The following is a 21928-nucleotide window of genomic DNA, read 5'->3' as shown; positions in this document are numbered from 1 at the left end:
ACCATGGCTGTCATCGAAAACCTGCGTGACCTGGAGAAGTTCGCCGCTCTGGTCGCCGAAATGAATGGTCCGGAACTGATTGGGCAGCACCTTGTTTTGCGTGGCGCCGAGAACGCGCTGCGCGCCGCCAGCCATCTCGTTCCCTTCGGAGCTGCGCGCCAGGTCATCGGTGAAATGCTTCAGAACGTCCGAGACTCGATGGCCATCGTCGAGTCGGCTGCTTCGGCTAGTGCGGTCCAGCTCGTTACCGTGGAGTGAACGTCATGAATCTGTACTGCTGGCTCGCCTTGTTTTTCATTTTGTCGGTGATCGTCGCACGCACGTTCTGCTACTTCGGCATGAGTCGCAACGTCGATACCGGCGAGGAAGTTGATTCCGCGGCCGATCGTGCATTCCAGGCCGCACGCTCGCTTCGTGGCCTTTTCGAGGATCTTCAATGAAAACATATCGACCCGGTCTTCCGACCGTTCCGCCGCGCATGCGTAATTTGCCAGTGAACCATGAGGGATATCCGGTGCCCTTCGTGTGCGCCTGGACTGACGGCGAACCGAACTTCAGCGTGGTGGATCCACGCAAGCTCGCGGCTTGCCACGATCAACGCTGGTGTTCGCTGTGTGGCGAGTTAATCGGGCAATACAAGGCATTTTTGCTCGATCCAGTAATGGCCGTCATGCGCACAGCTACCGAGCCGCCGGCGCATATCGATTGCGCCAGATTTTCCGCGGCGGCGCTTTCCCGTGCGTTCGTGACGTTGGTCTGGGTGACGCGTGGTTACTCGCTCGGGCATGTCGGCAGCACCACCGTGTTTCACATCGGCGAACCTGAACAGACGTTCTGGTACGCCGGCGGTCGGCGGGCGAATCGTCAAGAGGTGATGGACTCGTTCCAGGCCGCGACGCCGCCGCTCTATGAGCTCGCCCGCGCAGATGGTGAGGTTGCAGTGATGAAGCTCGATATGAAGGTCAAGCGAGCGACCAAGTACTTCCCGAAGCATGCGGCATTGGCTGACTACGTCTAAGCGGCTGTTTTAACAATCCTCGGCGCGACGCGCCACGACCTGCAGGAGAGAATTCATGAAGACCATTTTCATTTTTGACGACTCGCGACCAACCGATGTCCTGCATCGCATCGTGGCGCTCGGCGAAGACGGGTTGCGCCTGGCTACGACGATGTTCGATGGGTGGACGCTCCCGTATTGCCGCTATGCGATGGCAACGGTCCACGTGAGCGACGCAAATCATGACACCGCCGAAGTCGTCAGTCGCACGCGCTTGAGCGCGGTGGAAAAGTTTGATGCGGCGTACGGCGCTGGCTGTTGGGTTTCGGTTTGGCTGGAATCGCCCAAGCATGACGCCTTGTGGCTTGACGCTTTGCAGTTGGCCCGCGAACGCGACGCCCGGATCGAACGCGCCGCCATCGGCTATAGCAGTGCAGCACTCTCGCGGATCCTTGCCGCCGTCTTCAGCTCGGCAGAAGTTCAGCCGCACACCACTCACTGATTCGGGATCCGGACGCCATGGACATCACGACTGCAGCGCATGCAAACAATCTCTTCCCGACGGCGATCAGCGCGGCGCCTGACCTCGTAGAAGAGCCGACGGCGCCGTCGTCGCCGTCCACGGGATTTCCTGCCGCGCCGATCTTGAAGCCGGGTTCGCTGGCTGCGGAGATCGTCCACCTCGCAGCCGAACCGGTAGTTCGGACAGGGACGAAAGTCGACCAGGCGCTTGCGTTCCTGGCGACATGCCCCGATCGAACGGCCAAACGCACGGCGCTGGCCACCGCACTCGGCATCGATCAGAGTGACATCGTGGCGTATCTGAAGTCCGCGCTAACCGATGGTCGCATCACCAGGCTGGGCAATTTGTTCTCTGTCGGCGTTGAGCCGGCATCGCGCCCGACAAAGCGTGTCAGAGCCGGCGCGCCGAAAGAGCAGAAGGCTGCGCCTGCGCCCAGCGCGCCGGCGATCGAGCCGACTATCGCTCGAGAGCTCGACAAACACGACGATGACGAGAAGCCGAAATATCTGCCGATCGCGACCATGTCGGTTTCCAATTTCTCGGTAGCCGTGTGGCCCGACGGCGCGATGCAAGTTCGCAGCGGAGGCTCGACCGTTGAACTCAGTGCGCTGCAGATGGGCGTGCTGCAGATGTTCCTCGAACTTGTCGAGACCTCAGGCCCGAAGCACAGCTAAAGCGCGACGAAAAGCCAGACCATCAGGATAGAACATGCCGAAAGCACAAAAAATCGAAGGCCGCATCATCTCGCTGCCGCTCAACCAGTTGCATATCTCCCCGCGCAATGCGCGATTCGGAGATACGGGCGACATCTCCGAGCTCGCCGCTTTGCTGCACTCGCAGGGCCAGCTGCAAAACATGATCGTCGTGCCGGAAGACGGTGAGCACGGCGTCGTGGGCGGCGGCCGGCGGTATCGCGCGTTCAAGCTGCTCGAGCAACGGGGCAAAGTGCCAGCTGATCATCCTGTGTTCTACCTGGTCACTACCGATGAACACGCGCTGCCTGCGAGCGTCGCCGAAAACAGTGGTCGCGCGTCGATGCACCCGGCCGATGAGTTCGATGCGTTCAAGACGATGGTCAACGCGGGTTCGCCGATCGAGGACATTGCCGCGCAATTTGGGGTGACGCCTCTCGTCGTACGCCGCCGCCTGCAGTTAGCCAAGGTCTCCCCGAAGCTGGTGGATCTGTATCGCAAAGGTGCGATGACCCTTGAAGTGCTCCAGGTCTTCACGCTGGCCGACTCGCACAAGCAGCAGGAAAAGGCGTGGAATGATGCGCCTACCTTCCAGCGTAACGCGTACGGCCTTCGTGAGCGGTTGATGAAGGACAAGACAAGCGCGTCGGCGAGCCGCATGGGTCAATTCGTCGGACTCGACGCATATGAGGCCGCCGGCGGCGCAGTCGTGCGTGACCTCTTCGGCGGACCGAATAGCGGCTACATCAGCGACGCTGCACTGCTCGAATCGCTCGGCCAGAAGAAGCTGGAGCAAATCGCCGAGCAGTACCGCGCCGACGGCTGGGCGTTCGCGAAGATCGTATCGGAAATGACCTGGAGCGTCACGCAGCCGTACGGCCGTAGCAAACCCACAGTGCGGACACTCACTGACGCGGAGAAGGCTGAGATCTCCAATCTCGAAGCTGAGTTGGGCACGCTGAATGAGAAGTTGGATCCCGATGACGAATCAGTTGAATTGACTGATGGCGAAATCGAGCAGATTGAGCAGGAGATCGCAGCGAAGCAAGCACGCGTCGCCGCAATTCAATCGCTGTGCGAGACGTGGTCCGACCGGCAAATGAAGAAGGCCGGTGTGCTGATCGGGCTCGACCGCAGCGGCGCGCTTGAGATTCATCGCGGCATGATTCCGCCGGCCGATCCGAAGCAGGTGAAGGCAGCAGAGAAAGCGAAGGCGATCGCCGCTGGCGAGGAGCCCGTCGACGACCGGCCGATCCATAGCGAAGCGCTCTTGCGCAAGCTCACTGCAAATCGATCAGCTGCTATGTCGGCGCATCTGCTCGACGCACCGCGTGTGGCGCTGGATTTACTTTGCTCAACGCTTTCCGCTAAGGTTTTTTACTCCGGCTACTACGGCTCGGGCGGAGTCCACATCTTGCCGACCGACCAGATATCGACTCTGCACACGACTGCCGATGATCTTGAAGGCAGTAAGGCGTCGACCGAGCTGAAGGCGCGGCGTGAGCAACTGAAAAAGTTACTCCCGGAGGATCCGACGACGCTCTTCGCCTGGCTCGGCCAGCAGGACCTCACGTTTGTCGTTGAAGTGCTCGCCTACTGCACGGCGGTCTGCATCAACGTCACAGCCGGCAATGAGCATTCGCGCCAGCTTGAGCAAGTCGAACAGACACTTGGCTTGAATATGGCCGACTGGTGGCAACCGACGGTCAAGAGTTATCTCGGCCAGGTGCGTAAGGACATCGTGACCGGCGCATTGGCTGAGTCTGGCGTCGGGGAGCTCGCGATCAAAGAGATGGACAAACTGAAGAAGGGTGATCTCGGCACGAAAGCCGAAGCGCTGCTTGCCGACAGCGGCTGGCTGCCCACGCCTCTGCGCCCGAAAGATCTGCCGAAGCCTAAGCCAGCGCTGAAGGCGCCGGCCGCGAAGAAGACACCCGCGGCGAAGAAAGTGCCCGCGTCGGCGAAGAAAGTCACAGCCAAGAAACCCGCGCCAACGGTGGCTAGCAAGCCGGCCGACGTGCCGCCCGGCAAAGCGTCGTTCGACCGAGCACACCCCACGCTGAAGAAAGGCAACGGCCTTGATCCTGCCGCTGCGTGGCCGTTCCCGACCGGTGTGCGGACATGACCGATACCGACGAGCGCGCTCTCGATCTCTTTAATCGTGCCCTATGCGCGGTGTCCGGGTTCGCGTTCTTCGTCCTCGCAGCAGCACCGTTTTTTCACTGATTTCGTAGCACGGTAGCGTGACCGACTCACGTAAACATGAAGGGGAAGCTTCAATGAAAGTAGCACGCAACGCAATCGCAGCAGCAGTTATGGCACTCGCAGCGTCGGCAGCAATGGCCCACGGCAACCAGATCCAGCAAAGCGGTTCGGTGGAAGGCCAGATCGGCGCGCAAGTGAACACGTTCCAAGGTAGCGGCAACGTCGGCGCATCGTCAATTTCGAGCGGCTCGGCTGTCACTGCCGGCGAAGTACTCGGCACAGGCGGCTTCCAGGAAGCAGCATCCGGCAAGACCGCGGGCGTCGCCGGCGGCTCGCTCATCGTTTCACCGACTGGCGTTACGACATCCAGCTTTACCGACCAATCGAGCGTGAGCAAGGGCAGCGGATCGACGTGGGGCAACGTGCCGGTCACGGCAGCTGACGGTTCGATCATCACCGGCAACCAGGTCTTCGGTTCGGTTACGAACAACGCGGTGTCGGCCGGCACGTTCGCGACGCAAGCGGTGGGCGCAAACGGCGCGTTCGAAGCGAACGGCGCTATCGAAGCCAACGGTTCGAACTTCTATTAATCGTCCATAAAAGGGAAACGCCCGAGGCGGGAAGGCCTCGGGCGTCTCGATCGACACACGGCCATACGACGGGGTACGACCATGCAACTCAAATACTACGCGATTTTCTTTGCGACAGCGATTTTCATGTCCGCGGTCGCTCGTGCCGACACGACTGCGAATGCGGGCAGTACCGCGACGACGGCGAGCCAGGCCGGCGCGAACAACGCTGGAAACTCACAGGGCATCACATTCAACTCGGCCGGTGACAGCACGACGCATCTCGACGCGGCGCCATCCGTTTTCGTGCCAAACCCGTCGAACAGCGCGGCACAGGACAACTGCGACATGCTCGGCACCATCGGCGGATCGATCATCAACTTTGGTGCGGCTGGTTCATACGTCGTGCACGGAGAGCGCTGCGATTGGCGCAAGGACACTCGCCAGACCGAACAGACCGCGTCGGCATACCGCCTCATCGCGACGCAGACCGGTATTGACGAAAAGGGTATGAAAGCAGCGAACGAAACCGCCGCCAAGCTGCTCGACGTCAGCCAGCACATGCAGTGCTTGAACAGCGATCGCCAGCGCGCCGTGATGATGAAATTGGATCCGGCCGCATGCAAGGGCGTCGAAGATCTTGCCACGATGGATCACCGCTTCAACCAGCCCGTGAATTACAGCATCGACTATGCTGGTCGCACCGGGTCCGACGAGCCCCGCGTCTCAGGTAACTGAAATGACACCGGCACGCATCCGATTCCTCCATAAGGCGCGTGGGTATGCGTCCGCGGCCACGCCGAACGACACGCTGACACACGAGCTGTGCGATGCGTTGGTCGAGATGCTGGCCGGCGATCGGAATCAGCATGTGGCCGTCGTGATAGACCGCCTTCTGATTGCACAGAGTGGCAGCAGCACAAGCTCTCAGGCGTTGCGCTAGACCCCGCGCGCAACGTTTTCCGGCCGGCCAGTACGTGCGGCTTCTTTTTAGGACATTTCTTGACCGGCTTCACCTTTGAAAGGAACCAAAATGAATGCAATTGCCGAATTTAATGCGGTCATCACCGGTCTGCCCTCCGTGGGCGATCGCTTTGAAGGCGGTTTCTTTAACGGCCTGTACGTGCACGGTGGGCTTTTGAAGGCGCAGATATCTGCATCGAAGGTTGAAGGCGGTCATCATGCCCGGATCGTCTGGAGTGACAGCTATGAGCCTGTCGATAGCGCTTGTGATTTCATCGACGGAGCACTTGGCACCGAGGCAATGGCGAGAGCTGGCAGCAAGCTCGCGCAGTGGGCGATGGATCTGCGCATCGGTGGACACGATGATTGGCGTCTGCCGGCGCTTCAGCAGCTCGAGCGTGTTTATCGTACGGCGAAACCCACGGCTGACAAAAACTGGCAGGGAAACTGCGGCGCCAATCCGAGCAGTTGGCCACCGGCAAACGTCTATACCGCTGATTTTCCAGCGCGGACCGTGCTGCCGTTATTTCTGCCTGGCAACGCCGAGGCATTCGATCCGATCGGTATGTGGTCCGCTACGCAGCATCCGGGCTACCCGAGCTTCGCGTACGTCCAGAGCTTCGACGGTGGCTACCGGGACTGGGTCCGCAAGGGCAGCGAGTTCGGCGCTGTCGCCGTCCGCAGCTTGATCCTTTGTCCATTCGATTATTCCGCGCTCGTCACACAGGAGGCTGCGTAATGGGCGCTCACGATCGCATTCTCATTTCAATCAGCTCCGCAGGCGTATCGATTGACGCTCCTTCCCTGAGTTTGGAGTCCGCGCGCGTGTCGACGTTAAGTGCGCCACCAGTACGTTCCGTATGGGATGAGCAGGGAGGAACGTACGCCGGCGTCGCAGCGCCTTGGGATGGAGCATCGCAATATGGCCTCGTCGTGACCCTCGTGCCGGAAGCGAAGATCAAGCCTGCGAAGTTCGGGCCGACCGAAGCTATGTCATCCGTATCGAGCCGGTGGGACGGCGTGAGCAACATGCAGGCACTCCTCAAGGCCGATCCGGATAACGAAATTGCAAACCGTATTCGTGATCTGCGGGTCGGTGGCTTTACGGACTGGCACTGGCCGTCGCGCCTCGAAAGCGCGTTGCTCTATGCAAGTCTGGGCGATCAGATTCACGAGTTTCTCGGCACATGGGGTGCGTGGATTTGCGAGCAGCATCCGGACGGCCCGAGCTGCGCGTACGTCCAGGGCTTCGGCGATGGCGGCCAGGACTGGAACCGCAAGGACTACGAGTTCGGCGCTGTCGCCGTCCGCAGAGTTTTCTGAGTCATTCGATTATTTGATTATTTAGTTCGACAACTCATTTCATCAGGTAGCCCATGAACACTTTGATCAAAAACATGCCGCGGGTCGGCACCTATTGGGAAGGCGAAGGTGGCCACAACGGCGGAATTTTCACGCCGCGCGACGGCTCCGAGCCCCGGATTCTGATCGTCGATATCGCCCACATGCTTCAGCGAAAACGCTGGGGAAAGGTAGAGAGCGTGGTCGATGCAACCAGTCTGTTTGACGGCGCCGCAAATACTCTCGCCATTCTCAGGTCCGATCCGGACAACGAAATTGCGAAGCATTTCACAGCGCTCGATACCGACGGGCACAAGGATTTTTTCTTGCCCTCCGTCTTCGAGCTCACCCACCTTTTCGTCACGATGGGCGACAAGATCCTTGAGGCGCTTGATGGTTGGGGCGCATGGTCGTCAACGCAGCTTCCGGACTTCCCGAGCTACGCGTGCGTCCAGTTCTTCGACTATGGCTACCAGTACTGGTCCCACAAGTTCAACGAGTTCGGCGCTGTCGCCGTCCGCAGTAAATCCTTGAGTTATTGAATCATTTTTGCAGCATGGCCCTCCATACCACCCTGAAGATCTACAAGACGGCCAAAGAGCTTACGACGCTCGCCAGCCGGCTTGTTGCCCATATGCCGCGTAACCATCGATCCGTTGATGGCGCGCTGCTGATCGGGCATTCGCGCACGATCCTGAAACATATTCGGCACGCGAATCAGGCAAGCGGCAATGACAAGGTTCCTCACCTCGACCTGGTACTCGACGAGCTTACTGACGTCGAAGTCGATCTGGGAGTTTGCGTTGACCTTCGCCTGATCTCTATGCCGGCGTATGCCGATGCAATCGAGCTCGCGAGCGATCTTGGCAAGCAGGCAATGGGATGGAGAATTTATTCCGCACAGCAGCCCGTTTCACGGCCGTCACGGCGACCGTGACAGAGCATCTATCTGGTCGTGCCGCTGGGCCATAAGCCCACCGACATGCGCATAACGGAAACCACCTGGCGGTGTTCAAGATGGTCCCGCGCAGTTACCCCGCTGATCGGCGCAAGCCTTCAGCGGGGCGACGTAGATAGCACGAATCGGCGCAGCATCCGGACAACCCGAGCAACGCGTACGTCCAGAACTTCGACAATGGCAACCAGAACTGGAACCACAAGGACAACGAGTTCGGCGCTGTCGCCGTCCGCAGATCGATTCGCTGGACGCTTCGATGGCCATGCTGACTTTTCTTTCCGAGAGCTCGTGCACGCCTACTTTGACTGTAGGCGGCACAAACTCAACACCTATTCGGCTCTCCTCTTTGAACAGGAGCGAGAACCGAACTTGATCGATTTGTTCGATGAATTAAACGCCGGCGTGTGGCGTCCAGGAACCTCGATCTGCTTTTGCGTCGATCGCCCAAAGATTCGCGAGGTCTGGGCCGCTAGCTTCCGCGACCGGATCGTGCATCACCTTTTGTACAACCGGATCCACGCGCGATTCGAAAACGCGTTCATCGCTGACTCTTGCGCCTGCATCAAGGGCCGCGGCACGCTGTATGCAGCGCGGCGCCTCGAGGCGAAGATCCGTTCGGTGACCCGGAACTGGTCATGTCCCGCGTATTACCTGAAATGCGATCTCGCTAATTTTTTCGTCAGCATCGACAAGAAGATTGTGCTCGAGCTGCTGCTATCACGAATCCGCGAGCCATTCTGGCGTGCGCTGACGGAGCTCGTGCTGATGCACGACCCGCGCACCGACTTCGAGTTCCGCGGCGACCGCCGGTTGATGGCGCGCGTGCCGCTGCATAAGCGACTGATGGAACAGCCTTCGGATTTCGGTCTGCCGATCGGCAATCTGCCGAGCCAGTTCGGGGCGAACGTTCTGCTCGATGTGTTCGATCAGCACGTTAAGCATCAGCTCCGCGCGCGTCATTACATTCGCTACGTCGATGATTTTCTGTTTCTCCACGAATCGCCGGACTGGCTGAACACAGTCCTATCTGACATCGACGCCTTTCTTCCTGCGCGCCTCGGCGTCCGGCTGAATCCAAAGAAAACGATCCTGCAGCCAATCGATCGCGGTGTTGATTTTGTCGGCCAGGTGATCAGGCCGTGGAGCCGCTCCACGCGCCGCCGAACGGTAAAGGAGGCCATTCGTCGGGTGACAACGACTTGTGAGGCTGACTTCATTTCAGTTTCGAATAGTTACTTCGGACTGCTCGGTCAGGCACCGAGCGGCCATCACGATCGAGCGCATGTTGCGAACGCTGTGCGTCGCCGCAACCATGCCGTCAATTTTGACCTCACCAAAACCTATCGTGGGAGTAAGTAATGCACATATCTAAACGCGATGCGCCTGCCGGTGGTGGCAGCAACAGCGCGGGCGCGGGCGTGTCCGAACTCAGAATGGCATCCACCACTGCGACCAATATAGACCTCATCGCGCGGGTTTTTAAAGAGTTCAGGAAAAACGCGTGCTTGCCTAGCGACGATCGTATTAGTGAATCGTTCATCAAGGCCGGGCGCATGTTGCTCGGCGCATCGCAAGCCGCGACGACGGATGCAGCGCGTGATGTGCTAGCGGAACGAGTTCGGCAAACGACCGTTGAAGGCTTGACGCCGGATCACGACGACGAGCATTCCAATTTCGAGATGGCGCTCGCGGCATCGTATTACGCAATCCACACCGCGGCCGCAGTGCTCCCAGAGCCGTCCGGGAATGCACCGTCGAAGCGTTACAACATGTTCCAGCATGCAGATGCGGTGTGGCCGTGGGCCGTAACTTGGCGCAAACCCACAGACTCGCGTCGAAATCTCGTCAAGGCCGGCGCACTGATCCTTGCAGAAATAGAACGGCTCGACCGAGCTGCTAGCGCGCCGGTAAGCGACATTGCGGTCCAGATGTACATGGAACGTCACCTGGTTACGGAAGCCGAGGCAAAGACTTTCTTCGCTACACCGCCAGCCAATGCGCAAGCCGCGAGCGGGCTGTCCGTAGATCAAATTGCCGATATCGCTGGCGGCTGTATGGTCACCGCTCAATACAACATGTTCATGACCCTGATCCGACACGCATCGCGGGAGAGGCCATGACGCGAACCATCGCCACGCTCGAGGTGTCGGCGCCCGCATATCAAGAGATCTCGGCGAAGCTGCGCGCCGCCGGCTATGACCACGCCATCGGCACGAACGGCGTGATTGACATGAATGGGATTGGCCTGGAAACCACGTGGAAGCCCGCAGGCTCGCCGGCCTGCAGCTGCACGTCGCTGGGCGGTCCCGACTATTGCGAGGTGCATTCAGCATGAAACGCCCGAAACGTCCCGATCCGTACAAAGAGGTCTACGAGTTCAACGCGCGCGTGCAGGTAGGCGAAACCGTTGAGTATTCCGAGGTGATCGGGCTCAGCACGCCCGTCGTATATCGCACCCGCACCGAGGCGTCGATCCTCAGTGGCCACACTGCGGTTGTTTGGCTCGAAGGAAAAAGCGGCTGCGTATGCGTTTCCCATTGCGCGCCGGTACGCGCTGGGAGCCCAGCATGAGCGAGAAGGCCAAGCTCGATATCGATGCGTTGCGCGCGGTCGCCAGTGCGGCGCCGCGCGGCCGCTGGTCGGTATGGACGTCCAACAGCTGGCGTCGCGTGTTCTCCGATCAGCGCGGCAAGCATGTCTCCGTCATCGAACCTACGACTCAGCGGGATGGCCACGCAGATCTGTTGTTCGGTGCCGGCGTGGCGACCTACCTGGAGTCGTTCCCCGCTGAGGTCGCGCTCGAGCTGCTCGACGAGCTCGCGGCCGCACGCGCTGCGCATGCCGATCTGTTTCGGCTGCTCGAGCGAGCGCGCGGCGCGATCGATCTGCTATTGGCGCAAATGATCATGGCTGCGCCAGACTTCCGCCCGACTCAAAGCGTCGTTTGGCCGGACATGCTGGCGATCGCGGCAGCGCTCGGTCCAAAGGGTGGTGTGTGATGGTGACCGAAGCCAGAGAGAACGAACTGATGGACAAGGCCGTAGATCTGCTGGAGGCGGCAGGTGTCCCGACGATGGCTCGCGAGGAAGCGAGCGCCTTCCTGACAGGCGTCATGACAACAGCGTTCATGCTGCTGCGCACGGTGGCGGGTGACGAATACCTGCGTGGCTGGTTGGCGGGTGCGTCAGGCGATCTGTGTAAACCGGCAGTCGTCGAGATCCGGAAGCCTTCATGACCGTCTACGTGGACGATATGCGCGCCACCTACGGCCGAATGGTGATGTGCCACATGCTGGCCGACACGGACGACGAACTGCATGCGATGGCCTGGCGAATCGGCGTGGCAATGAAGTGGTGGCAAAGCCCGGAGAAGACCAGCGGCAGCCATTACGACATCGCGCTGAGTAAGCGCGCGCTCGCAGTCGCGGCCGGCGCCATCGAAATCACATGGCGCCAAGCTGGAGCCATGAACATGCGCCGGCGGATCACTGGCGAGCTGGGTGCGCCTGCCGAAGCCGAAGACTGGATGAAGGAATTCATGGCTGCGCGACGCGCGCCGAAGGAGCTTGGATGAAGACCCACGACGTCAGTGCTGCTTTGCGCGCCCGGTTTTCCGGGCCCGAATGGGCACTCTTTTTCGAAGTCGGCGACGCGACCGGTGGACGGCACAACCGCTGGGCCGACGCCGTCGCCATCAATCTCTATCCGTCACGCGGCCTGGAGATTAACGGCTTTGAAATCAAGGTCTCACGCGGCGACTGGCTGCGCGAGCTGAAGAACCCAGAAAAATCAGCACCCGTTCAGCGTTACTGCGATCGCTGGTGGATAGTCTGCCCGCCGGCAGTCATCGCTCCCGGCGAACTCCCTCCCACGTGGGGACACTATGAGATCCAGCCTGGTGGAAAGATCCGCCAGGTTATCGCTGCGCCGAAGCTGACGTCCCAGCCTGTCACACGCGATTTCGTCGCGGCGATGCTGCGACGCGCGAGTGAGGTCGACGCGGGGCTCGTCGGCGCGGCCGTCGACGTCGAGATCAAACGAATCCGGGATGGTGACGAAAAGCGTATTGCGCGTGAGATCGAATCACGCACATCACACACCACTGAACTGAAGGCACGGATTGACGAGGTCGAGCGCGTGAGCGGGATTCAGATCACAAGTTGGTGCAATAGCGAGGAAATCGGGAAAGCCGTGAAAGCAGTAATGACCTCTGGCGTCCTCAAGACCTACGGCGGCGTACAGGCTTTGCGCGAGCATGCCGATCGGATCGTTAAGCAGTGTGATGAGGCGATCGCACTTTTCCCCGCCAAAGATGCTGCCCCGATCGATGAGGTCATCCAGTGAGCGAGAACAGCAAGATCACGGTGGTCGACCGATCATCAGGAATTCAAAATGGTGCCCAGCCGCGGGACACAGCGGTTCGCCATAAAACAGCGACCAAAACGACCGCCGCGATCGTGGCCCAAACGATCTGCCTTCTACAGCGCGCCGTGACCTCTGCATCTGGAGTATCCACGTCCGGCTTGCCCATTTTTGACCTCCCGAAGATTACGTCTGTAGGAATCTTAGCATGAGCGAAAACAGCAAAATCGAGTGGACCGACCACACCTTCAACCCGTGGGAAGGCTGCCAGAGGGTCGGGCCTGGTTGCGACCACTGCTATGCAGAGGCACGGAACTCGCGCTTTGGCGGTGGCACGGCGCCGAACTGGGGACCAGGCGCGCCGCGCCGCCGCACGTCGCCAGCGAACTGGCGCAAGCCGATCGCATGGAACACCGCGCACACCGAGTTCTTCGGCACGCACGGTCGCCGCCAGCGCGTCTTTTGCGCGAGCATCGCCGACGTGTTCGATAACGCAGTGGATCCGGCATGGCGCGTCGACCTGGTCGAACTGATCGCCGAGACGCCGAATCTCGATTGGCTGATCCTGACCAAGCGCATCGGTAACGCGAGTGCCATGTGGCCGGCCGAGCCGATGCCGAATGTCTGGCTCGGCGCGACGATCATCAATCAGGAAGAAGCGGACCGCGATATCCCCAAGCTGCTCGACACGCCGGCAGCCGTCCGCTTCCTATCGATGGAACCGTTGCTCGGGCCGGTCGACCTGAATGTGATCGACATTGGTGGACACGGCGAGATATACCCGCTGAGCGGAACCCAGGAATGCGAGGACGACGACGGCAATTCCATGCCAGATTTACCCGCGATCGACTGGGTGATCGTCGGCGGCGAATCCGGCACCGACGCTCGGCCGATGCATCCGAGTTGGGTGCGATCGCTGCGCGACCAGTGCGCGGACGCAGGCGTGCCGTTCCTGTTTAAGCAATGGGGCGAGTGGACTGACGAAGACTGGGGCGAACGCGCCGGCCTGCGCGACACGGCAGGCGTATTGCCGTCCGGAGAGTTCGCGCTGATGTCCCAGGGCTATTTGCCGCCATTCGACGACGGCGAGCGGCTGGCGGCGGCTGGCAACGTGCGTCTCGATGGAAGGACGCTCATGGTCCGCGTCGGTAAGCGCGCCGCCGGCCGCGAGCTCGACGGCGCGACGCATGACGGCTTTCCGGAGGAATTATGATGCGCCAATTATCGAATTTTAATTCCGTAAATGCCTACGAGCTCGTTAAGTGCTCGATAAGCCTGACGTCTCAGGTAGACCCTATATTTGCCGAAATACACAGCGACGTCGTCTTCGTAATCGCTGCTCAAGGCGATTTCATTGTTGTATTGAATGGCATTCGGCACTCGTCCAAACAGTACGCCAAAACGAATCGAACCAAAATCCAACACAGTGTTCTTGCTCTTCATGTGGCAAGCCGCATTTCGCATCTTGCTGATCAAATCGGTGATGTCCCCTGTGTCAGGAACCATCTCGTCAGCGAACGTGATCCTGCTGCCCCTGTCGTCAGCGCGTTGCAGCAGATCGTTCATCCAGATCAACAACTGAGTGACAGCTGGTTCAAGAAGCGGCGACTGCTTAACATTTTCGAATATCCCGCATTTGAAGAGATCGAAACACTTCTGGAGCAAATAGCCGACCTCGGACATCTCCCGATGCTCTGCTCTCTTTCTTTCCAACTCGTCTTCATTGGTGACGTTCATGATGATCTCCCCATTTTCGAAGGATCGTAGCATGAAGGCACTTTCTGTCCGCCAACCCTACGCTTGGTTGATCGTGAACGGTCATAAGGACATCGAAAACCGCGACTGGGCCACGAACTTCCGCGGGCGCGTGCTGATCCACGCGGGTCTCACCTATCCGAAACGGGACCATCGCGCCGACGCGGAGATCTACGACGCGCGCTTCGGCAACTATCCGGAGCGCGAGACGATGCTCGGCGGCATCGTGGGCGTGGCCACCATCACTGGCTGCGTCACCGCCAGTGACTCCGAATGGTTCTTCGGCCCATACGGCTTCACGTTGATCGACGCCAAGCCTCTCCCGTTTGTGCCATGCAAGGGCAAGCTCGGATTCTTCAACGTGGACGCGGACGTCGCGGAGCAGTTGCGCCAGTTGCATACCGCAGGAGAGGTCAAGTGAGCGACGATCTAATTAGGAACACGCCATCACCCGAAGGTCGTCTGCTCGGAACTGTGCTGGCTCGACTGCACGATGCAGCGGCGCCGGCCGTCCTCGCCGAGTTCCCGGATCACGCCGAGCGTTGCGCCAGTTGCGCGTTTCGTGCCGGCTCGTTCCCGAACGGATGCGTCATCACCACTATGGATGCGCTGAAGGCGACCGTCGAGGGAACGCCGTTCTATTGTCACCACGATTGCGCGGAGGATGGCTCGCCGACTGCACTTTGCGCCGGATGGGCGATAGCAGTCACGTCCATCGACGAAGCAGCGGGGAAGCAGCTATCCCCGCTTACTGCGAACTGGGAATTCAGTAAATGACGACGAAAACTCTTGGCGACGCGTTGCCGGACGAGATTGCACGGGTGACGGAAATTCTCGGGCATTACCAGCAGATCGGTCCCGCCGGCGCGTTCGGCGCAATGATGATCAAGGCCTCGCTCGACCGCTCCACTCGTGCGCTGGCCAGTGGCGATATTGGCCTGATGCTCGTGTGTCTCAATGATTTGAAGGAATACAGCGAATGATCGCCGCCTACCCGCTTCAGTGGCCAGAAGGATGGCCGCGCACGTCCTACTACTCGCGAATCCCTGGCCGCTTCAGCACGCGCCGCAATTCTCGGACGATGGCCCAGGATCTGACTGTAGCCGACGGCGTCGAACGCGTGCTGGATGAACTCGGCCGATTCGGCATCGGCCGCGAGGACATCGTGATTTCGACGAACCTGAAAACCCGGCTCGACGGGCTCCCACGCTCCGACCAGAAAGCGCCTGACGACCCGGGCGCGGCTGTGTACTGGGAAACGCGGAAGGGTCAACGAAAGGTGATGGCTGTCGATCAATACTTGAAGGTCGCCGACAACCTGGCCGCGATCGCAGCGACGCTCGACGCCATGCGCGCTATCGAACGGCATGGCGGGGCGCAGATCCTTGATCGCGCCTTCACGGGATTCACTGCGTTGCCTGCGCCTGGCAGTCAGCGGCATTGGCGAGAGGTGCTAGGCGTCGGGCCGCTCGAGCTCGATCTCGAAGTAATCAGGTTGGCCTACAAGCGCGGCGCCAGCACCGCCCATCCGGACAAAGGTGGCACGCACCAGGCGATGGCAGATCTGAATGCCGCGATGGTCGCGGCTGAGAAGGAACTGGGATGACGCAATTCGATATGTTCGGGGAGGATCTGCCGACTGTTGCGGTCAGTTTGCCGCTTCCTCCCGAGCCCACCTATCCACCGGCGGTCGACCTCGAACCGGTGCCACTCGAGCTCCGCGTCAAACCAGAGTTGGATGCGTGGACCCGCGAAACGCAACGGATCCACATCATTGCTCACGCACGGGATCTGACGCGCCTGCGAGCTGCGGGTGATACCCACCGGGTTCACTGCATCCTCCAGAACGCTCCGTATGTGCTGCTGAAGCTAAACGGGCTAGGAGGTCAGTGGTGAGCCAATTTGACATGTTTGCCGACGAACTGAGCCACGCCGAGGCGGCCGCAATATCCGTGGACCCCGCGCACGCGCCGCCGGCGCCGGCAGAGCCGGTGATGGAGAAAGTTGAATACGCGGCCGTCGAACCGTATGAGCCGCGTCCGGAGACACCGGTCGCGCTCGCGGCTTGGACTATCAAGACTCAGCGCGTGAGTCTGGTCTATGTCGTTGGGGCGCTCGTTCGCGCGCCGGCGTGCGGTGATTTTTTCACCGGCATGGCTCGCGAAACGCTTTTCAAATTGGATGGACTTGGGAGTGCATGGTGACTGACAACGTGGCGCAGCACATAGACGCCTTCCTTCGAGTGTCTAGACACTATCTGGGGGTCAAATGATCCGGTGGGTAACCATAGGCAAGTTCGCTTCTGAATCAGGTTATACGGAAGCAGCGGTGCGAAGAAAAATACAGGACGAAAAATGGCCCGCATCCATATGGAGAAAGGCTCCGGATCGTCACATCCTAATCAATATCGAGGAGTATGAAAAATGGGTCGAGACGGATCCGGTGTCAAAGCCGCCAGCGCGACAACGATCGAGATCTCCTTCTATTACCAGAAGGAACGATGCCGCGAACGGATCCGGTGGGAGCCCACGCCTGCCAACATAAAGAAAGCCACGCGCTTTCGCGAGGCGGTATTGCAGGCGATTTATGACGGCAGTTTCGTGTATCACGAGACTTTCCCGAATTCGACCCGCGCCGCCAAGTTTGCGAAGCAACCCGGTGACGTCGAAACCGTCGGCACGTATTTGGAAGACTGGCTTGATCGGAAACGGAAACACGTAAAGGCCAGCACGTACGACGGTTATCGGATGACGATTAACATGTGGGTTAAAGCACTCGGGAAAGGAACCCTGTCTGACCTCAAGCGAAAGTTAATACGCGACGAGCTCGACAAAATGACATGCGTGAATAAAACGCTCTCAAATCGGCAGAGCGTTTTAAGAGCTGCACTGGACGACGCGGTCAATGATGAGCTGATTGCCATTAATCCGCTGTTCGGTTGGACCTACACGATTCCACAAGCCCCGAAGGAAGATGACGACGTAGATCCGTTCTCTGCGGAAGAGCGCGAGCTGCTGCTCGCCAACTGCGGTGAGCTCGCGGAGCGCAATATGTTTAAGTTCGCGTTTTGGACTGGACTGCGCACGTCGGAATTTACTGCGGTGCGCTGGACTGATATCGATTGGCATCGAAGTGAAATCCGGATTTCAAGATCCTGGACCACGACTGCGAAGGAGCCAGAGGACACGAAGACCAAGGCAGGGCGCCGCATAGTGAAGCTGCTGGCGCCGGCGCTCGAGGCACTTGAGGCTCAGAAGCCGTTGACGTTGCTCGCGAATGAATACATCTTCCTGAATCCCCGTACCAAGCTTCCCTGGAGCGGGAAAAACCCGGTGCGCACAGCATGGATCCGAGCAATCACGAAAGCGAAGGTGGCTTACCGAAAACCCTATCAGACGCGCCATACATACGCGTCGATGATGCTCTCAGCCGGTGAACCGCCGATGTGGGTAGCGAAGCAGATGGGTCACAGCTCTTGGGTCGTTACGGCGAAGATCTACGCGCGTTGGATGCCCAGTGCTGATGTCGAAGCGGGGGATAAGGCGGTGGAGAAGTTCTCTACAAACCATGCTGTCGAAAAGCTGCCCAAAGCTGGGTAAACATGGGTGAATGCAGGACAATTTTTAGCCAACCACAAAACCTAACCACTTGATTTCATTGCGTATTCTGGCGGAGAGACGGGGATTCGAACCCCGGTTAGGTTTGACCCTAAACACGCTTTCCAGGCGTGCGACTTAAACCGCTCATCCATCTCTCCAGCAAGTCGCGGATTATAGCAAACTCGCGCGTCTGTGCCAGCCCCCTTGTGGAGAAGAGGTTATCGAGGTTGAAATCCGGCGGCGACGCGACTCGCCACCGGTCACTCACCCCCGCTGCTTAACCTCCAGCCGGAACTTATGCAGCAAAGGCTCCGTATACCCGCTAGGTTGCGCACGCCCCTCAAAAACCAGCGCCTTGGCCGCCTTGAAAGCCAGTGACGTATCAAAGTGACCGGCCATCGGCTGATAATGCGGGTCGCCGGCATTCTGCTGATCAACCACCTTCGCCATGCGCTCGAACGTCTCGCTGACCAGCGCCTCCGACACCACGCCGTGATGCAGCCAGTTGGCAATATGCTGGCTCGAAATCCGTAGCGTTGCGCGGTCTTCCATCAGCCCGATATCGTGGATATCCGGCACCTTCGAACATCCCACGCCCTGGTCGATCCACCGCACCACGTAACCCAGAATCCCCTGCGCGTTGTTCTCGATCTCCTGCCGAATTTCCTCATCCGACCATTGCGCCTTTTCGACGACGGGAATCGTCAGCAGCCCATCGAGCAATTCATCGCGGGCGCCGCTGTAACGGGTCTTCTCCAGCTCCTTCTGCACGGCTTGCACATCGACCTGATGGTAATGCAGCGCATGCAGCGTCGCGGCGGTCGGCGAGGGCACCCATGCCGTGTTCGCGCCCGCTTTCGGATGAGCGATCTTCTGCTCGAGCATCGCGTGCATCAGGTCGGGCATGGCCCACATGCCTTTACCGATTTGCGCGCGCCCACGTAACCCCGAGCTCAGTCCCGCGAGCACGTTATTGCGCTCATAAGCCGTGATCCACGCCGACGATTTCATGTCGCCCTTGCGCATCATCGGACCGGCTTCCATCGCGCTGTGCATCTCGTCGCCGGTGCGGTCGAGGAAGCCCGTGTTGATGAACGCCACCCGCGCCGAAGCCACCGCAATGCACGCCTGCAGGTTGACGCTCGTACGCCGTTCCTCGTCCATGATGCCCATCTTGACCGTGTAGCGCGGCAGGCCGAGCAGGTCCTCCACGCGGCCGAACAGCTCATCGGAGAAAGCGACTTCCGCCGGGCCGTGCATCTTCGGCTTGACGATATAAATCGATCCCGTGCGCGAATTGAGCTTGTTTTGCAGGTCGTGCATTGCACCGAGCGACGTCATCACGGCGTCGAGAATGCCCTCGGGAATCTCGTGCCCGTCGCGATCGACAATAGCCGGATTCGTCATCAGATGCCCGACGTTACGGATGAACAGCAGCGAGCGGCCATGCAGCTTCACCGTCGAGCCATCGGGTGCGGTGTATTCGCGATCGGCGTTCAGACGGCGCGTGAAGGTCTTGCCGTTCTTGGTGACTTCCTCCGCCAGATCGCCTTTCATCAGGCCGGTCCAGTTGCGGTAGAGCTGGACTTTATCGGCGGCATCGACGGCGGCCACCGAATCCTCGCAATCGATAATCGTCGAGACCGCGGCCTCCATCAGCACGTCCTTCACATGCGCGGCATCGGTCTTGCCGATAGAGTCGGTCGCGTCGATCTGGATCTCGAAGTGCAGGCCGTGATGCTTGAGCAGCACGGCGGACGGCGAGCCCGCGTCGCCCTGGAAACCGATGAACTGATCGGGTGATTTCAACGCCGATGAACCGCTTTTCAGCGCGATGACAAGCTTGCCGCCCTCTACGCGATACGAGGTGGCATCGACGTGAGAACCGTTTGCGAGCGGCGCGGCTTCATCGAGGAACGCGCGAGCGCGGGCAATTACCGCTGCACCGCGAGCCGGGTTGAATTGCGCTGTGCGTTCGGCGCCGTCGGTGTCGGGGATTGCGTCGGTGCCGTAGAGCGCGTCGTACAGGCTGCCCCAGCGCGCATTTGCGGCGTTGAGTGCGTAACGCTGGTTCGACAGCGGCACGACGAGTTGCGGCCCGGCTTGTTCGGCGATTTCCGTATCGACGTTTTCGGTCGTGGCCTGCACAGCAGCGCTCGCCGGCACGATGTAGCCGATGCCTTCCAGAAATGCACGATACGCTTTCAAATCGCGCACCGGTCCCGGATTCGCCTTGTGCCACTGATCCAGTTCCGTCTGCAACCGGTCACGCTCGGCGAGCAGCGCACGGTTCTTCGGGGCGAGGTCGTGAACGAGGGCATCGAGTCCTTTCCAGAACGCTTCGCTCTCTATACCGATTCCCGACAGCGCTTCGTCATCGACATACTGGCTAAGCTCGGCTGCAACCTGCAATCCGTTTCGCTTGATCATTTGACTCATGGGTAACTCCAGCTCGGTTTGTATTCTGTCCGCGTTCGCCGCTTTGCAGCAATGTATTGCCATGTTAACGCTTCTTGATTGTTTCGATCGGTTCCGGCGTAGGCGATCACCTCGACACACAGCCGCAGCGCGTAAAGACAAGATCCGCGGGAGTGACTATATTTGTCGTCCTGTGCGCCGAAACAGACCAATAAACCGCTCCGGCCAGGCGTTATGCCGCACCTTCCACGCTTTTGTCTAAAGGATATCCATGACCGATTTGTCCGCTTTCCCCATCACGGCAAAATGGCCTGCGCAGCATCCCGACCGGATTCAGCTTTATTCGCTGCCGACACCGAATGGCGTCAAGGTCTCGATCATGCTGGAGGAGACCGGGCTGCCGTACGAGCCGCATCTGGTGAGCTTCGAGACCAACGACCAGATGTCGCCCGCGTTTTTATCGCTGAATCCGAACAACAAGATCCCCGCAATCCTTGATCCCAATGGCCCGGATGGCAAGCCGCTGCCGTTGTTCGAGTCGGGCGCGATCCTGATCTATCTCGCCGACAAGACCGGCCAGTTCATCCCGCAGGACGCGGCCGGCCGCTATGAGACGATCCAATGGGTCATGTTCCAGATGGGCGGCATTGGCCCGATGTTCGGCCAGCTCGGTTTCTTCAACAAATTCGCCGGCAAGGACTACGAAGACAAGCGCCCGCGTGAGCGCTACGTGGCCGAGTCGAAGCGCCTGCTTGGGGTACTTGAGCAACGCCTGGGCGGGCGTGAATGGATCATGGGCCACACGTACACGATCGCCGATATGGCAAGCTTTCCGTGGATACGAAACCTGATCGGCTTTTACGAGGCAGGCGAGCTGGTCGGTATCGAAAACTTCCCGAATGTCAGGCGCGCCCTCGATGCGTTCGTCGCCAGGCCGGCGGTGGCAAGAGGGCTGAATATTCCGAAGCGGGGGTGAAGAGGCTTGCGAGCCGGCTGAAGTGTATTCTCGACGAAGGCGGCCACGCGCCGGCTTCGTTTATCTGGACATTGACCAACGCCATATCGGGCCACGTTTCTCTTCCGGCCGAATGTTTGTTCACCCGTCGCGAGCGTCGATCTTTAATCAAGTTATCAAAAAAATAATAGATTTTATTCAAATTTCCAAAATCCGGGTTTTAACTAAATAGAGTTTAAGTTGGTTTAGTAATCAGCGATATAAAGCTGTCCGTTTTTAATAATTATTTTTAAATGAAACAATCGATCGTTTCTCGTATGTCCGTAAAACAATAAATCCCTTGACGCTTTCCCCGCGTACGCCAACAATCATCTCCACAGCATCTCGAAAAACCGGATTTTAATCGCACGGCCTCTCGTATTTCATAATCATGACGGAAACCGAAACTCGCCTTCGAAAGACGGAAGAGCTCCGTAGCTTCCTCTTTCTGACCATTATCATGGTTCCTGTATTGACCATCATGTTTGTTGCCATTTATGGCTTCAGCGTGTGGTTCTATCAAATGCTGATCGGCGGTCCGCCTCACTGACTA

At 59.4% G+C, this 21928-nt stretch carries 34 protein-coding genes and 1 tRNA gene; 31 read left to right on the top strand and 4 right to left on the bottom strand.

All coding sequences use genetic code 11. The annotated features are described in order from the left end of the window. The first annotated feature begins 3 nt into the window (after positions 1 to 3). From HB376_RS02240 to HB376_RS02210, 7 genes are all read left to right on the top strand, one after another. Positions 4 to 258, top strand: coding sequence for a hypothetical protein (locus tag HB376_RS02240; protein ID WP_213761772.1), 255 nt, complete (start codon positions 4 to 6; stop codon positions 256 to 258). 5 nt (positions 259 to 263) lie between these two features. After that, positions 264 to 440 carry a hypothetical protein gene (locus HB376_RS02235; RefSeq protein WP_213761771.1) on the top strand — a complete coding sequence of 59 codons (177 nt, stop codon included), beginning with the start codon at positions 264 to 266 and terminating at the stop codon, positions 438 to 440. Then, the gene (locus HB376_RS02230) at positions 437 to 1018 is read left to right on the top strand and encodes a hypothetical protein (protein WP_213761770.1); all 582 of its coding nucleotides are present in this window, start codon (positions 437 to 439) and stop codon (positions 1016 to 1018) included. Before HB376_RS02235 ends, HB376_RS02230 begins: the two co-directional genes overlap by 4 nt. Before the next feature lie 55 nt (positions 1019 to 1073). Next, on the top strand, positions 1074 to 1499 hold the full coding sequence (locus tag HB376_RS02225; protein WP_213761769.1) for a hypothetical protein: 426 nt from the start codon (positions 1074 to 1076) through the stop codon (positions 1497 to 1499). Between the two features lie 17 nt (positions 1500 to 1516). Beyond that, a complete protein-coding gene (locus tag HB376_RS02220) occupies positions 1517 to 2194 on the top strand; it encodes a hypothetical protein (protein ID WP_213761768.1) in 678 nt (225 codons plus the stop codon). 34 nt (positions 2195 to 2228) lie between these two features. Then, positions 2229 to 4337, top strand: coding sequence for a ParB N-terminal domain-containing protein (locus HB376_RS02215; RefSeq protein WP_213761767.1), 2109 nt, complete (start codon positions 2229 to 2231; stop codon positions 4335 to 4337). 154 nt (positions 4338 to 4491) lie between these two features. Next, positions 4492 to 5007 carry a hypothetical protein gene (locus HB376_RS02210; protein WP_213761766.1) on the top strand — a complete coding sequence of 172 codons (516 nt, stop codon included), beginning with the start codon at positions 4492 to 4494 and terminating at the stop codon, positions 5005 to 5007. Positions 5008 to 5102: 95 nt separating this feature from the next. Here the strand turns inward: HB376_RS02210 and HB376_RS02205 are convergent, their stop codons facing one another. Beyond that, complete coding sequence (locus HB376_RS02205; protein ID WP_213761765.1) at positions 5103 to 5336, bottom strand: hypothetical protein; 234 nt, start codon at positions 5334 to 5336, stop codon at positions 5103 to 5105. On the opposite strand from HB376_RS02205, the gene HB376_RS02200 reads away from it, so the two are divergent. The 15 genes from HB376_RS02200 (at position 5335) to HB376_RS02130 (ending at position 13822) form a co-directional block, all read left to right on the top strand. Next, positions 5335 to 5724: a hypothetical protein gene (locus tag HB376_RS02200; protein WP_213761764.1), complete on the top strand. Its 390-nt coding sequence runs from the start codon at positions 5335 to 5337 to the stop codon at positions 5722 to 5724. The two genes, HB376_RS02205 and HB376_RS02200, sit on opposite strands and share 2 nt — an antisense overlap. 1 nt (position 5725) lies before the next feature. Beyond that, positions 5726 to 5929, top strand: coding sequence for a hypothetical protein (locus HB376_RS02195; RefSeq protein WP_213761763.1), 204 nt, complete (start codon positions 5726 to 5728; stop codon positions 5927 to 5929). 90 nt (positions 5930 to 6019) lie between these two features. Next, the gene (locus HB376_RS02190; RefSeq protein WP_213761762.1) at positions 6020 to 6688 is read left to right on the top strand and encodes a hypothetical protein; all 669 of its coding nucleotides are present in this window, start codon (positions 6020 to 6022) and stop codon (positions 6686 to 6688) included. An 86-nt stretch (positions 6689 to 6774) separates the two neighbouring features. Beyond that, positions 6775 to 7272, top strand: coding sequence for a hypothetical protein (locus HB376_RS02185; RefSeq protein WP_213761761.1), 498 nt, complete (start codon positions 6775 to 6777; stop codon positions 7270 to 7272). A 53-nt stretch (positions 7273 to 7325) separates the two neighbouring features. Next, entirely contained in the window at positions 7326 to 7832 is a 507-nt protein-coding gene (locus tag HB376_RS02180) for a hypothetical protein (protein ID WP_213761760.1), read from the top strand. Between the two features lie 14 nt (positions 7833 to 7846). Next, positions 7847 to 8227, top strand: a complete 381-nt coding sequence (locus HB376_RS02175) for a four helix bundle protein (RefSeq protein ID WP_213761759.1) — start codon at positions 7847 to 7849, stop codon at positions 8225 to 8227. A gap of 198 nt (positions 8228 to 8425) precedes the next feature. After that, positions 8426 to 9607 (top strand): RNA-directed DNA polymerase, encoded by a 1182-nt coding sequence (locus tag HB376_RS02170; protein ID WP_213761758.1) that lies wholly within the window; start codon positions 8426 to 8428, stop codon positions 9605 to 9607. Further along, positions 9607 to 10368, top strand: coding sequence for a hypothetical protein (locus tag HB376_RS02165; RefSeq protein WP_213761757.1), 762 nt, complete (start codon positions 9607 to 9609; stop codon positions 10366 to 10368). Before HB376_RS02170 ends, HB376_RS02165 begins: the two co-directional genes overlap by 1 nt. Further along, positions 10365 to 10583 (top strand): hypothetical protein, encoded by a 219-nt coding sequence (locus HB376_RS02160; protein WP_213761756.1) that lies wholly within the window; start codon positions 10365 to 10367, stop codon positions 10581 to 10583. Before HB376_RS02165 ends, HB376_RS02160 begins: the two co-directional genes overlap by 4 nt. After that, positions 10580 to 10819 (top strand): hypothetical protein, encoded by a 240-nt coding sequence (locus HB376_RS02155; protein WP_213761755.1) that lies wholly within the window; start codon positions 10580 to 10582, stop codon positions 10817 to 10819. Before HB376_RS02160 ends, HB376_RS02155 begins: the two co-directional genes overlap by 4 nt. Next, complete coding sequence (locus HB376_RS02150) at positions 10816 to 11247, top strand: hypothetical protein (RefSeq protein WP_213761754.1); 432 nt, start codon at positions 10816 to 10818, stop codon at positions 11245 to 11247. Before HB376_RS02155 ends, HB376_RS02150 begins: the two co-directional genes overlap by 4 nt. Continuing rightward, positions 11247 to 11483 (top strand): hypothetical protein, encoded by a 237-nt coding sequence (locus HB376_RS02145; protein ID WP_213761753.1) that lies wholly within the window; start codon positions 11247 to 11249, stop codon positions 11481 to 11483. Before HB376_RS02150 ends, HB376_RS02145 begins: the two co-directional genes overlap by 1 nt. Continuing rightward, entirely contained in the window at positions 11480 to 11821 is a 342-nt protein-coding gene (locus HB376_RS02140; RefSeq protein ID WP_213761752.1) for a DUF4031 domain-containing protein, read from the top strand. The genes HB376_RS02145 and HB376_RS02140 overlap by 4 nt, the downstream gene beginning before the upstream one ends. Further along, on the top strand, positions 11818 to 12591 hold the full coding sequence (locus HB376_RS02135) for a hypothetical protein (RefSeq protein WP_213761751.1): 774 nt from the start codon (positions 11818 to 11820) through the stop codon (positions 12589 to 12591). The genes HB376_RS02140 and HB376_RS02135 overlap by 4 nt, the downstream gene beginning before the upstream one ends. A 226-nt stretch (positions 12592 to 12817) precedes the next feature. Next, positions 12818 to 13822, top strand: a complete 1005-nt coding sequence (locus HB376_RS02130; protein WP_213761750.1) for a phage Gp37/Gp68 family protein — start codon at positions 12818 to 12820, stop codon at positions 13820 to 13822. An 8-nt stretch (positions 13823 to 13830) separates the two neighbouring features. Here HB376_RS02130 and HB376_RS02125 read toward each other — a convergent pair whose 3' ends face one another. Next, positions 13831 to 14346, bottom strand: coding sequence for a hypothetical protein (locus tag HB376_RS02125; protein WP_213761749.1), 516 nt, complete (start codon positions 14344 to 14346; stop codon positions 13831 to 13833). Positions 14347 to 14377: 31 nt separating this feature from the next. Between HB376_RS02125 and HB376_RS02120 the strand changes: the two genes are divergently transcribed. The 7 genes from HB376_RS02120 to HB376_RS02090 all read left to right on the top strand — a co-directional run bounded on the left by HB376_RS02120 (position 14378) and on the right by HB376_RS02090 (position 17963). Further along, the gene (locus tag HB376_RS02120; protein ID WP_213761748.1) at positions 14378 to 14785 is read left to right on the top strand and encodes an ASCH domain-containing protein; all 408 of its coding nucleotides are present in this window, start codon (positions 14378 to 14380) and stop codon (positions 14783 to 14785) included. Beyond that, entirely contained in the window at positions 14782 to 15141 is a 360-nt protein-coding gene (locus HB376_RS02115; protein ID WP_213761747.1) for a hypothetical protein, read from the top strand. The genes HB376_RS02120 and HB376_RS02115 overlap by 4 nt, the downstream gene beginning before the upstream one ends. Continuing rightward, a complete protein-coding gene (locus HB376_RS02110) occupies positions 15138 to 15347 on the top strand; it encodes a hypothetical protein (RefSeq protein WP_213761746.1) in 210 nt (69 codons plus the stop codon). The genes HB376_RS02115 and HB376_RS02110 overlap by 4 nt, the downstream gene beginning before the upstream one ends. After that, a complete protein-coding gene (locus HB376_RS02105; protein ID WP_213761745.1) occupies positions 15344 to 15970 on the top strand; it encodes a hypothetical protein in 627 nt (208 codons plus the stop codon). Before HB376_RS02110 ends, HB376_RS02105 begins: the two co-directional genes overlap by 4 nt. Further along, entirely contained in the window at positions 15967 to 16260 is a 294-nt protein-coding gene (locus HB376_RS02100) for a hypothetical protein (protein WP_213761744.1), read from the top strand. The genes HB376_RS02105 and HB376_RS02100 overlap by 4 nt, the downstream gene beginning before the upstream one ends. Next, a complete protein-coding gene (locus HB376_RS02095; protein WP_213761743.1) occupies positions 16257 to 16568 on the top strand; it encodes a hypothetical protein in 312 nt (103 codons plus the stop codon). Before HB376_RS02100 ends, HB376_RS02095 begins: the two co-directional genes overlap by 4 nt. Positions 16569 to 16787: 219 nt before the next feature. Continuing rightward, positions 16788 to 17963 (top strand): tyrosine-type recombinase/integrase, encoded by a 1176-nt coding sequence (locus HB376_RS02090; protein WP_213761742.1) that lies wholly within the window; start codon positions 16788 to 16790, stop codon positions 17961 to 17963. A gap of 68 nt (positions 17964 to 18031) precedes the next feature. On the opposite strand, the gene HB376_RS02085 is transcribed toward HB376_RS02090, so the two are convergent. Next, positions 18032 to 18121, bottom strand: a tRNA-Ser gene (locus HB376_RS02085). A gap of 106 nt (positions 18122 to 18227) precedes the next feature. Beyond that, complete coding sequence (locus tag HB376_RS02080; protein WP_213761741.1) at positions 18228 to 20402, bottom strand: malate synthase G; 2175 nt, start codon at positions 20400 to 20402, stop codon at positions 18228 to 18230. A 250-nt stretch (positions 20403 to 20652) separates the two neighbouring features. On the opposite strand from HB376_RS02080, the gene HB376_RS02075 reads away from it, so the two are divergent. Continuing rightward, positions 20653 to 21357: a glutathione S-transferase N-terminal domain-containing protein gene (locus HB376_RS02075; protein WP_213761740.1), complete on the top strand. Its 705-nt coding sequence runs from the start codon at positions 20653 to 20655 to the stop codon at positions 21355 to 21357. Between the two features lie 409 nt (positions 21358 to 21766). Next, positions 21767 to 21925, top strand: a complete 159-nt coding sequence (locus HB376_RS02070; RefSeq protein ID WP_031359061.1) for a periplasmic nitrate reductase, NapE protein — start codon at positions 21767 to 21769, stop codon at positions 21923 to 21925. The last annotated feature ends 3 nt before the right edge of the window (positions 21926 to 21928 follow it).

It is taken from the genome of Caballeronia sp. dw_19, assembly GCF_018449515.1.
Classification (GTDB): domain Bacteria; phylum Pseudomonadota; class Gammaproteobacteria; order Burkholderiales; family Burkholderiaceae; genus Caballeronia.
The sequence above is the reverse complement of the archived record's forward strand: the minus strand, read 5'-3'. Positions and strand labels throughout refer to the sequence as shown.

Bases quoted from the DNA above. Each gene is read 5' to 3' on its own strand.
- HB376_RS02240 (WP_213761772.1), top strand. From the start codon at position 4: ATGGCTGTCATCGAAAACCTGCGTGACCTGGAGAAGTTCGCCGCTCTG.
- HB376_RS02235 (WP_213761771.1), top strand. From the start codon at position 264: ATGAATCTGTACTGCTGGCTCGCCTTGTTTTTCATTTTGTCGGTGATC.
- HB376_RS02230 (WP_213761770.1), top strand. From the start codon at position 437: ATGAAAACATATCGACCCGGTCTTCCGACCGTTCCGCCGCGCATGCGT.
- HB376_RS02225 (WP_213761769.1), top strand. From the start codon at position 1,074: ATGAAGACCATTTTCATTTTTGACGACTCGCGACCAACCGATGTCCTG.
- HB376_RS02220 (WP_213761768.1), top strand. From the start codon at position 1,517: ATGGACATCACGACTGCAGCGCATGCAAACAATCTCTTCCCGACGGCG.
- HB376_RS02215 (WP_213761767.1), top strand. From the start codon at position 2,229: ATGCCGAAAGCACAAAAAATCGAAGGCCGCATCATCTCGCTGCCGCTC.
- HB376_RS02210 (WP_213761766.1), top strand. From the start codon at position 4,492: ATGAAAGTAGCACGCAACGCAATCGCAGCAGCAGTTATGGCACTCGCA.
- HB376_RS02200 (WP_213761764.1), top strand. From the start codon at position 5,335: ATGCTCGGCACCATCGGCGGATCGATCATCAACTTTGGTGCGGCTGGT.
- HB376_RS02205 (WP_213761765.1), bottom strand. From the start codon at position 5,336: ATGTCGCAGTTGTCCTGTGCCGCGCTGTTCGACGGGTTTGGCACGAAA.
- HB376_RS02195 (WP_213761763.1), top strand. From the start codon at position 5,726: ATGACACCGGCACGCATCCGATTCCTCCATAAGGCGCGTGGGTATGCG.
- HB376_RS02190 (WP_213761762.1), top strand. From the start codon at position 6,020: ATGAATGCAATTGCCGAATTTAATGCGGTCATCACCGGTCTGCCCTCC.
- HB376_RS02180 (WP_213761760.1), top strand. From the start codon at position 7,326: ATGAACACTTTGATCAAAAACATGCCGCGGGTCGGCACCTATTGGGAA.
- HB376_RS02175 (WP_213761759.1), top strand. From the start codon at position 7,847: ATGGCCCTCCATACCACCCTGAAGATCTACAAGACGGCCAAAGAGCTT.
- HB376_RS02170 (WP_213761758.1), top strand. From the start codon at position 8,426: ATGGCAACCAGAACTGGAACCACAAGGACAACGAGTTCGGCGCTGTCG.
- HB376_RS02165 (WP_213761757.1), top strand. From the start codon at position 9,607: ATGCACATATCTAAACGCGATGCGCCTGCCGGTGGTGGCAGCAACAGC.
- HB376_RS02160 (WP_213761756.1), top strand. From the start codon at position 10,365: ATGACGCGAACCATCGCCACGCTCGAGGTGTCGGCGCCCGCATATCAA.
- HB376_RS02155 (WP_213761755.1), top strand. From the start codon at position 10,580: ATGAAACGCCCGAAACGTCCCGATCCGTACAAAGAGGTCTACGAGTTC.
- HB376_RS02150 (WP_213761754.1), top strand. From the start codon at position 10,816: ATGAGCGAGAAGGCCAAGCTCGATATCGATGCGTTGCGCGCGGTCGCC.
- HB376_RS02145 (WP_213761753.1), top strand. From the start codon at position 11,247: ATGGTGACCGAAGCCAGAGAGAACGAACTGATGGACAAGGCCGTAGAT.
- HB376_RS02140 (WP_213761752.1), top strand. From the start codon at position 11,480: ATGACCGTCTACGTGGACGATATGCGCGCCACCTACGGCCGAATGGTG.
- HB376_RS02135 (WP_213761751.1), top strand. From the start codon at position 11,818: ATGAAGACCCACGACGTCAGTGCTGCTTTGCGCGCCCGGTTTTCCGGG.
- HB376_RS02130 (WP_213761750.1), top strand. From the start codon at position 12,818: ATGAGCGAAAACAGCAAAATCGAGTGGACCGACCACACCTTCAACCCG.
- HB376_RS02125 (WP_213761749.1), bottom strand. From the start codon at position 14,346: ATGAACGTCACCAATGAAGACGAGTTGGAAAGAAAGAGAGCAGAGCAT.
- HB376_RS02120 (WP_213761748.1), top strand. From the start codon at position 14,378: ATGAAGGCACTTTCTGTCCGCCAACCCTACGCTTGGTTGATCGTGAAC.
- HB376_RS02110 (WP_213761746.1), top strand. From the start codon at position 15,138: ATGACGACGAAAACTCTTGGCGACGCGTTGCCGGACGAGATTGCACGG.
- HB376_RS02105 (WP_213761745.1), top strand. From the start codon at position 15,344: ATGATCGCCGCCTACCCGCTTCAGTGGCCAGAAGGATGGCCGCGCACG.
- HB376_RS02100 (WP_213761744.1), top strand. From the start codon at position 15,967: ATGACGCAATTCGATATGTTCGGGGAGGATCTGCCGACTGTTGCGGTC.
- HB376_RS02090 (WP_213761742.1), top strand. From the start codon at position 16,788: ATGGGTCGAGACGGATCCGGTGTCAAAGCCGCCAGCGCGACAACGATC.
- HB376_RS02080 (WP_213761741.1), bottom strand. From the start codon at position 20,402: ATGAGTCAAATGATCAAGCGAAACGGATTGCAGGTTGCAGCCGAGCTT.
- HB376_RS02075 (WP_213761740.1), top strand. From the start codon at position 20,653: ATGACCGATTTGTCCGCTTTCCCCATCACGGCAAAATGGCCTGCGCAG.
- HB376_RS02070 (WP_031359061.1), top strand. From the start codon at position 21,767: ATGACGGAAACCGAAACTCGCCTTCGAAAGACGGAAGAGCTCCGTAGC.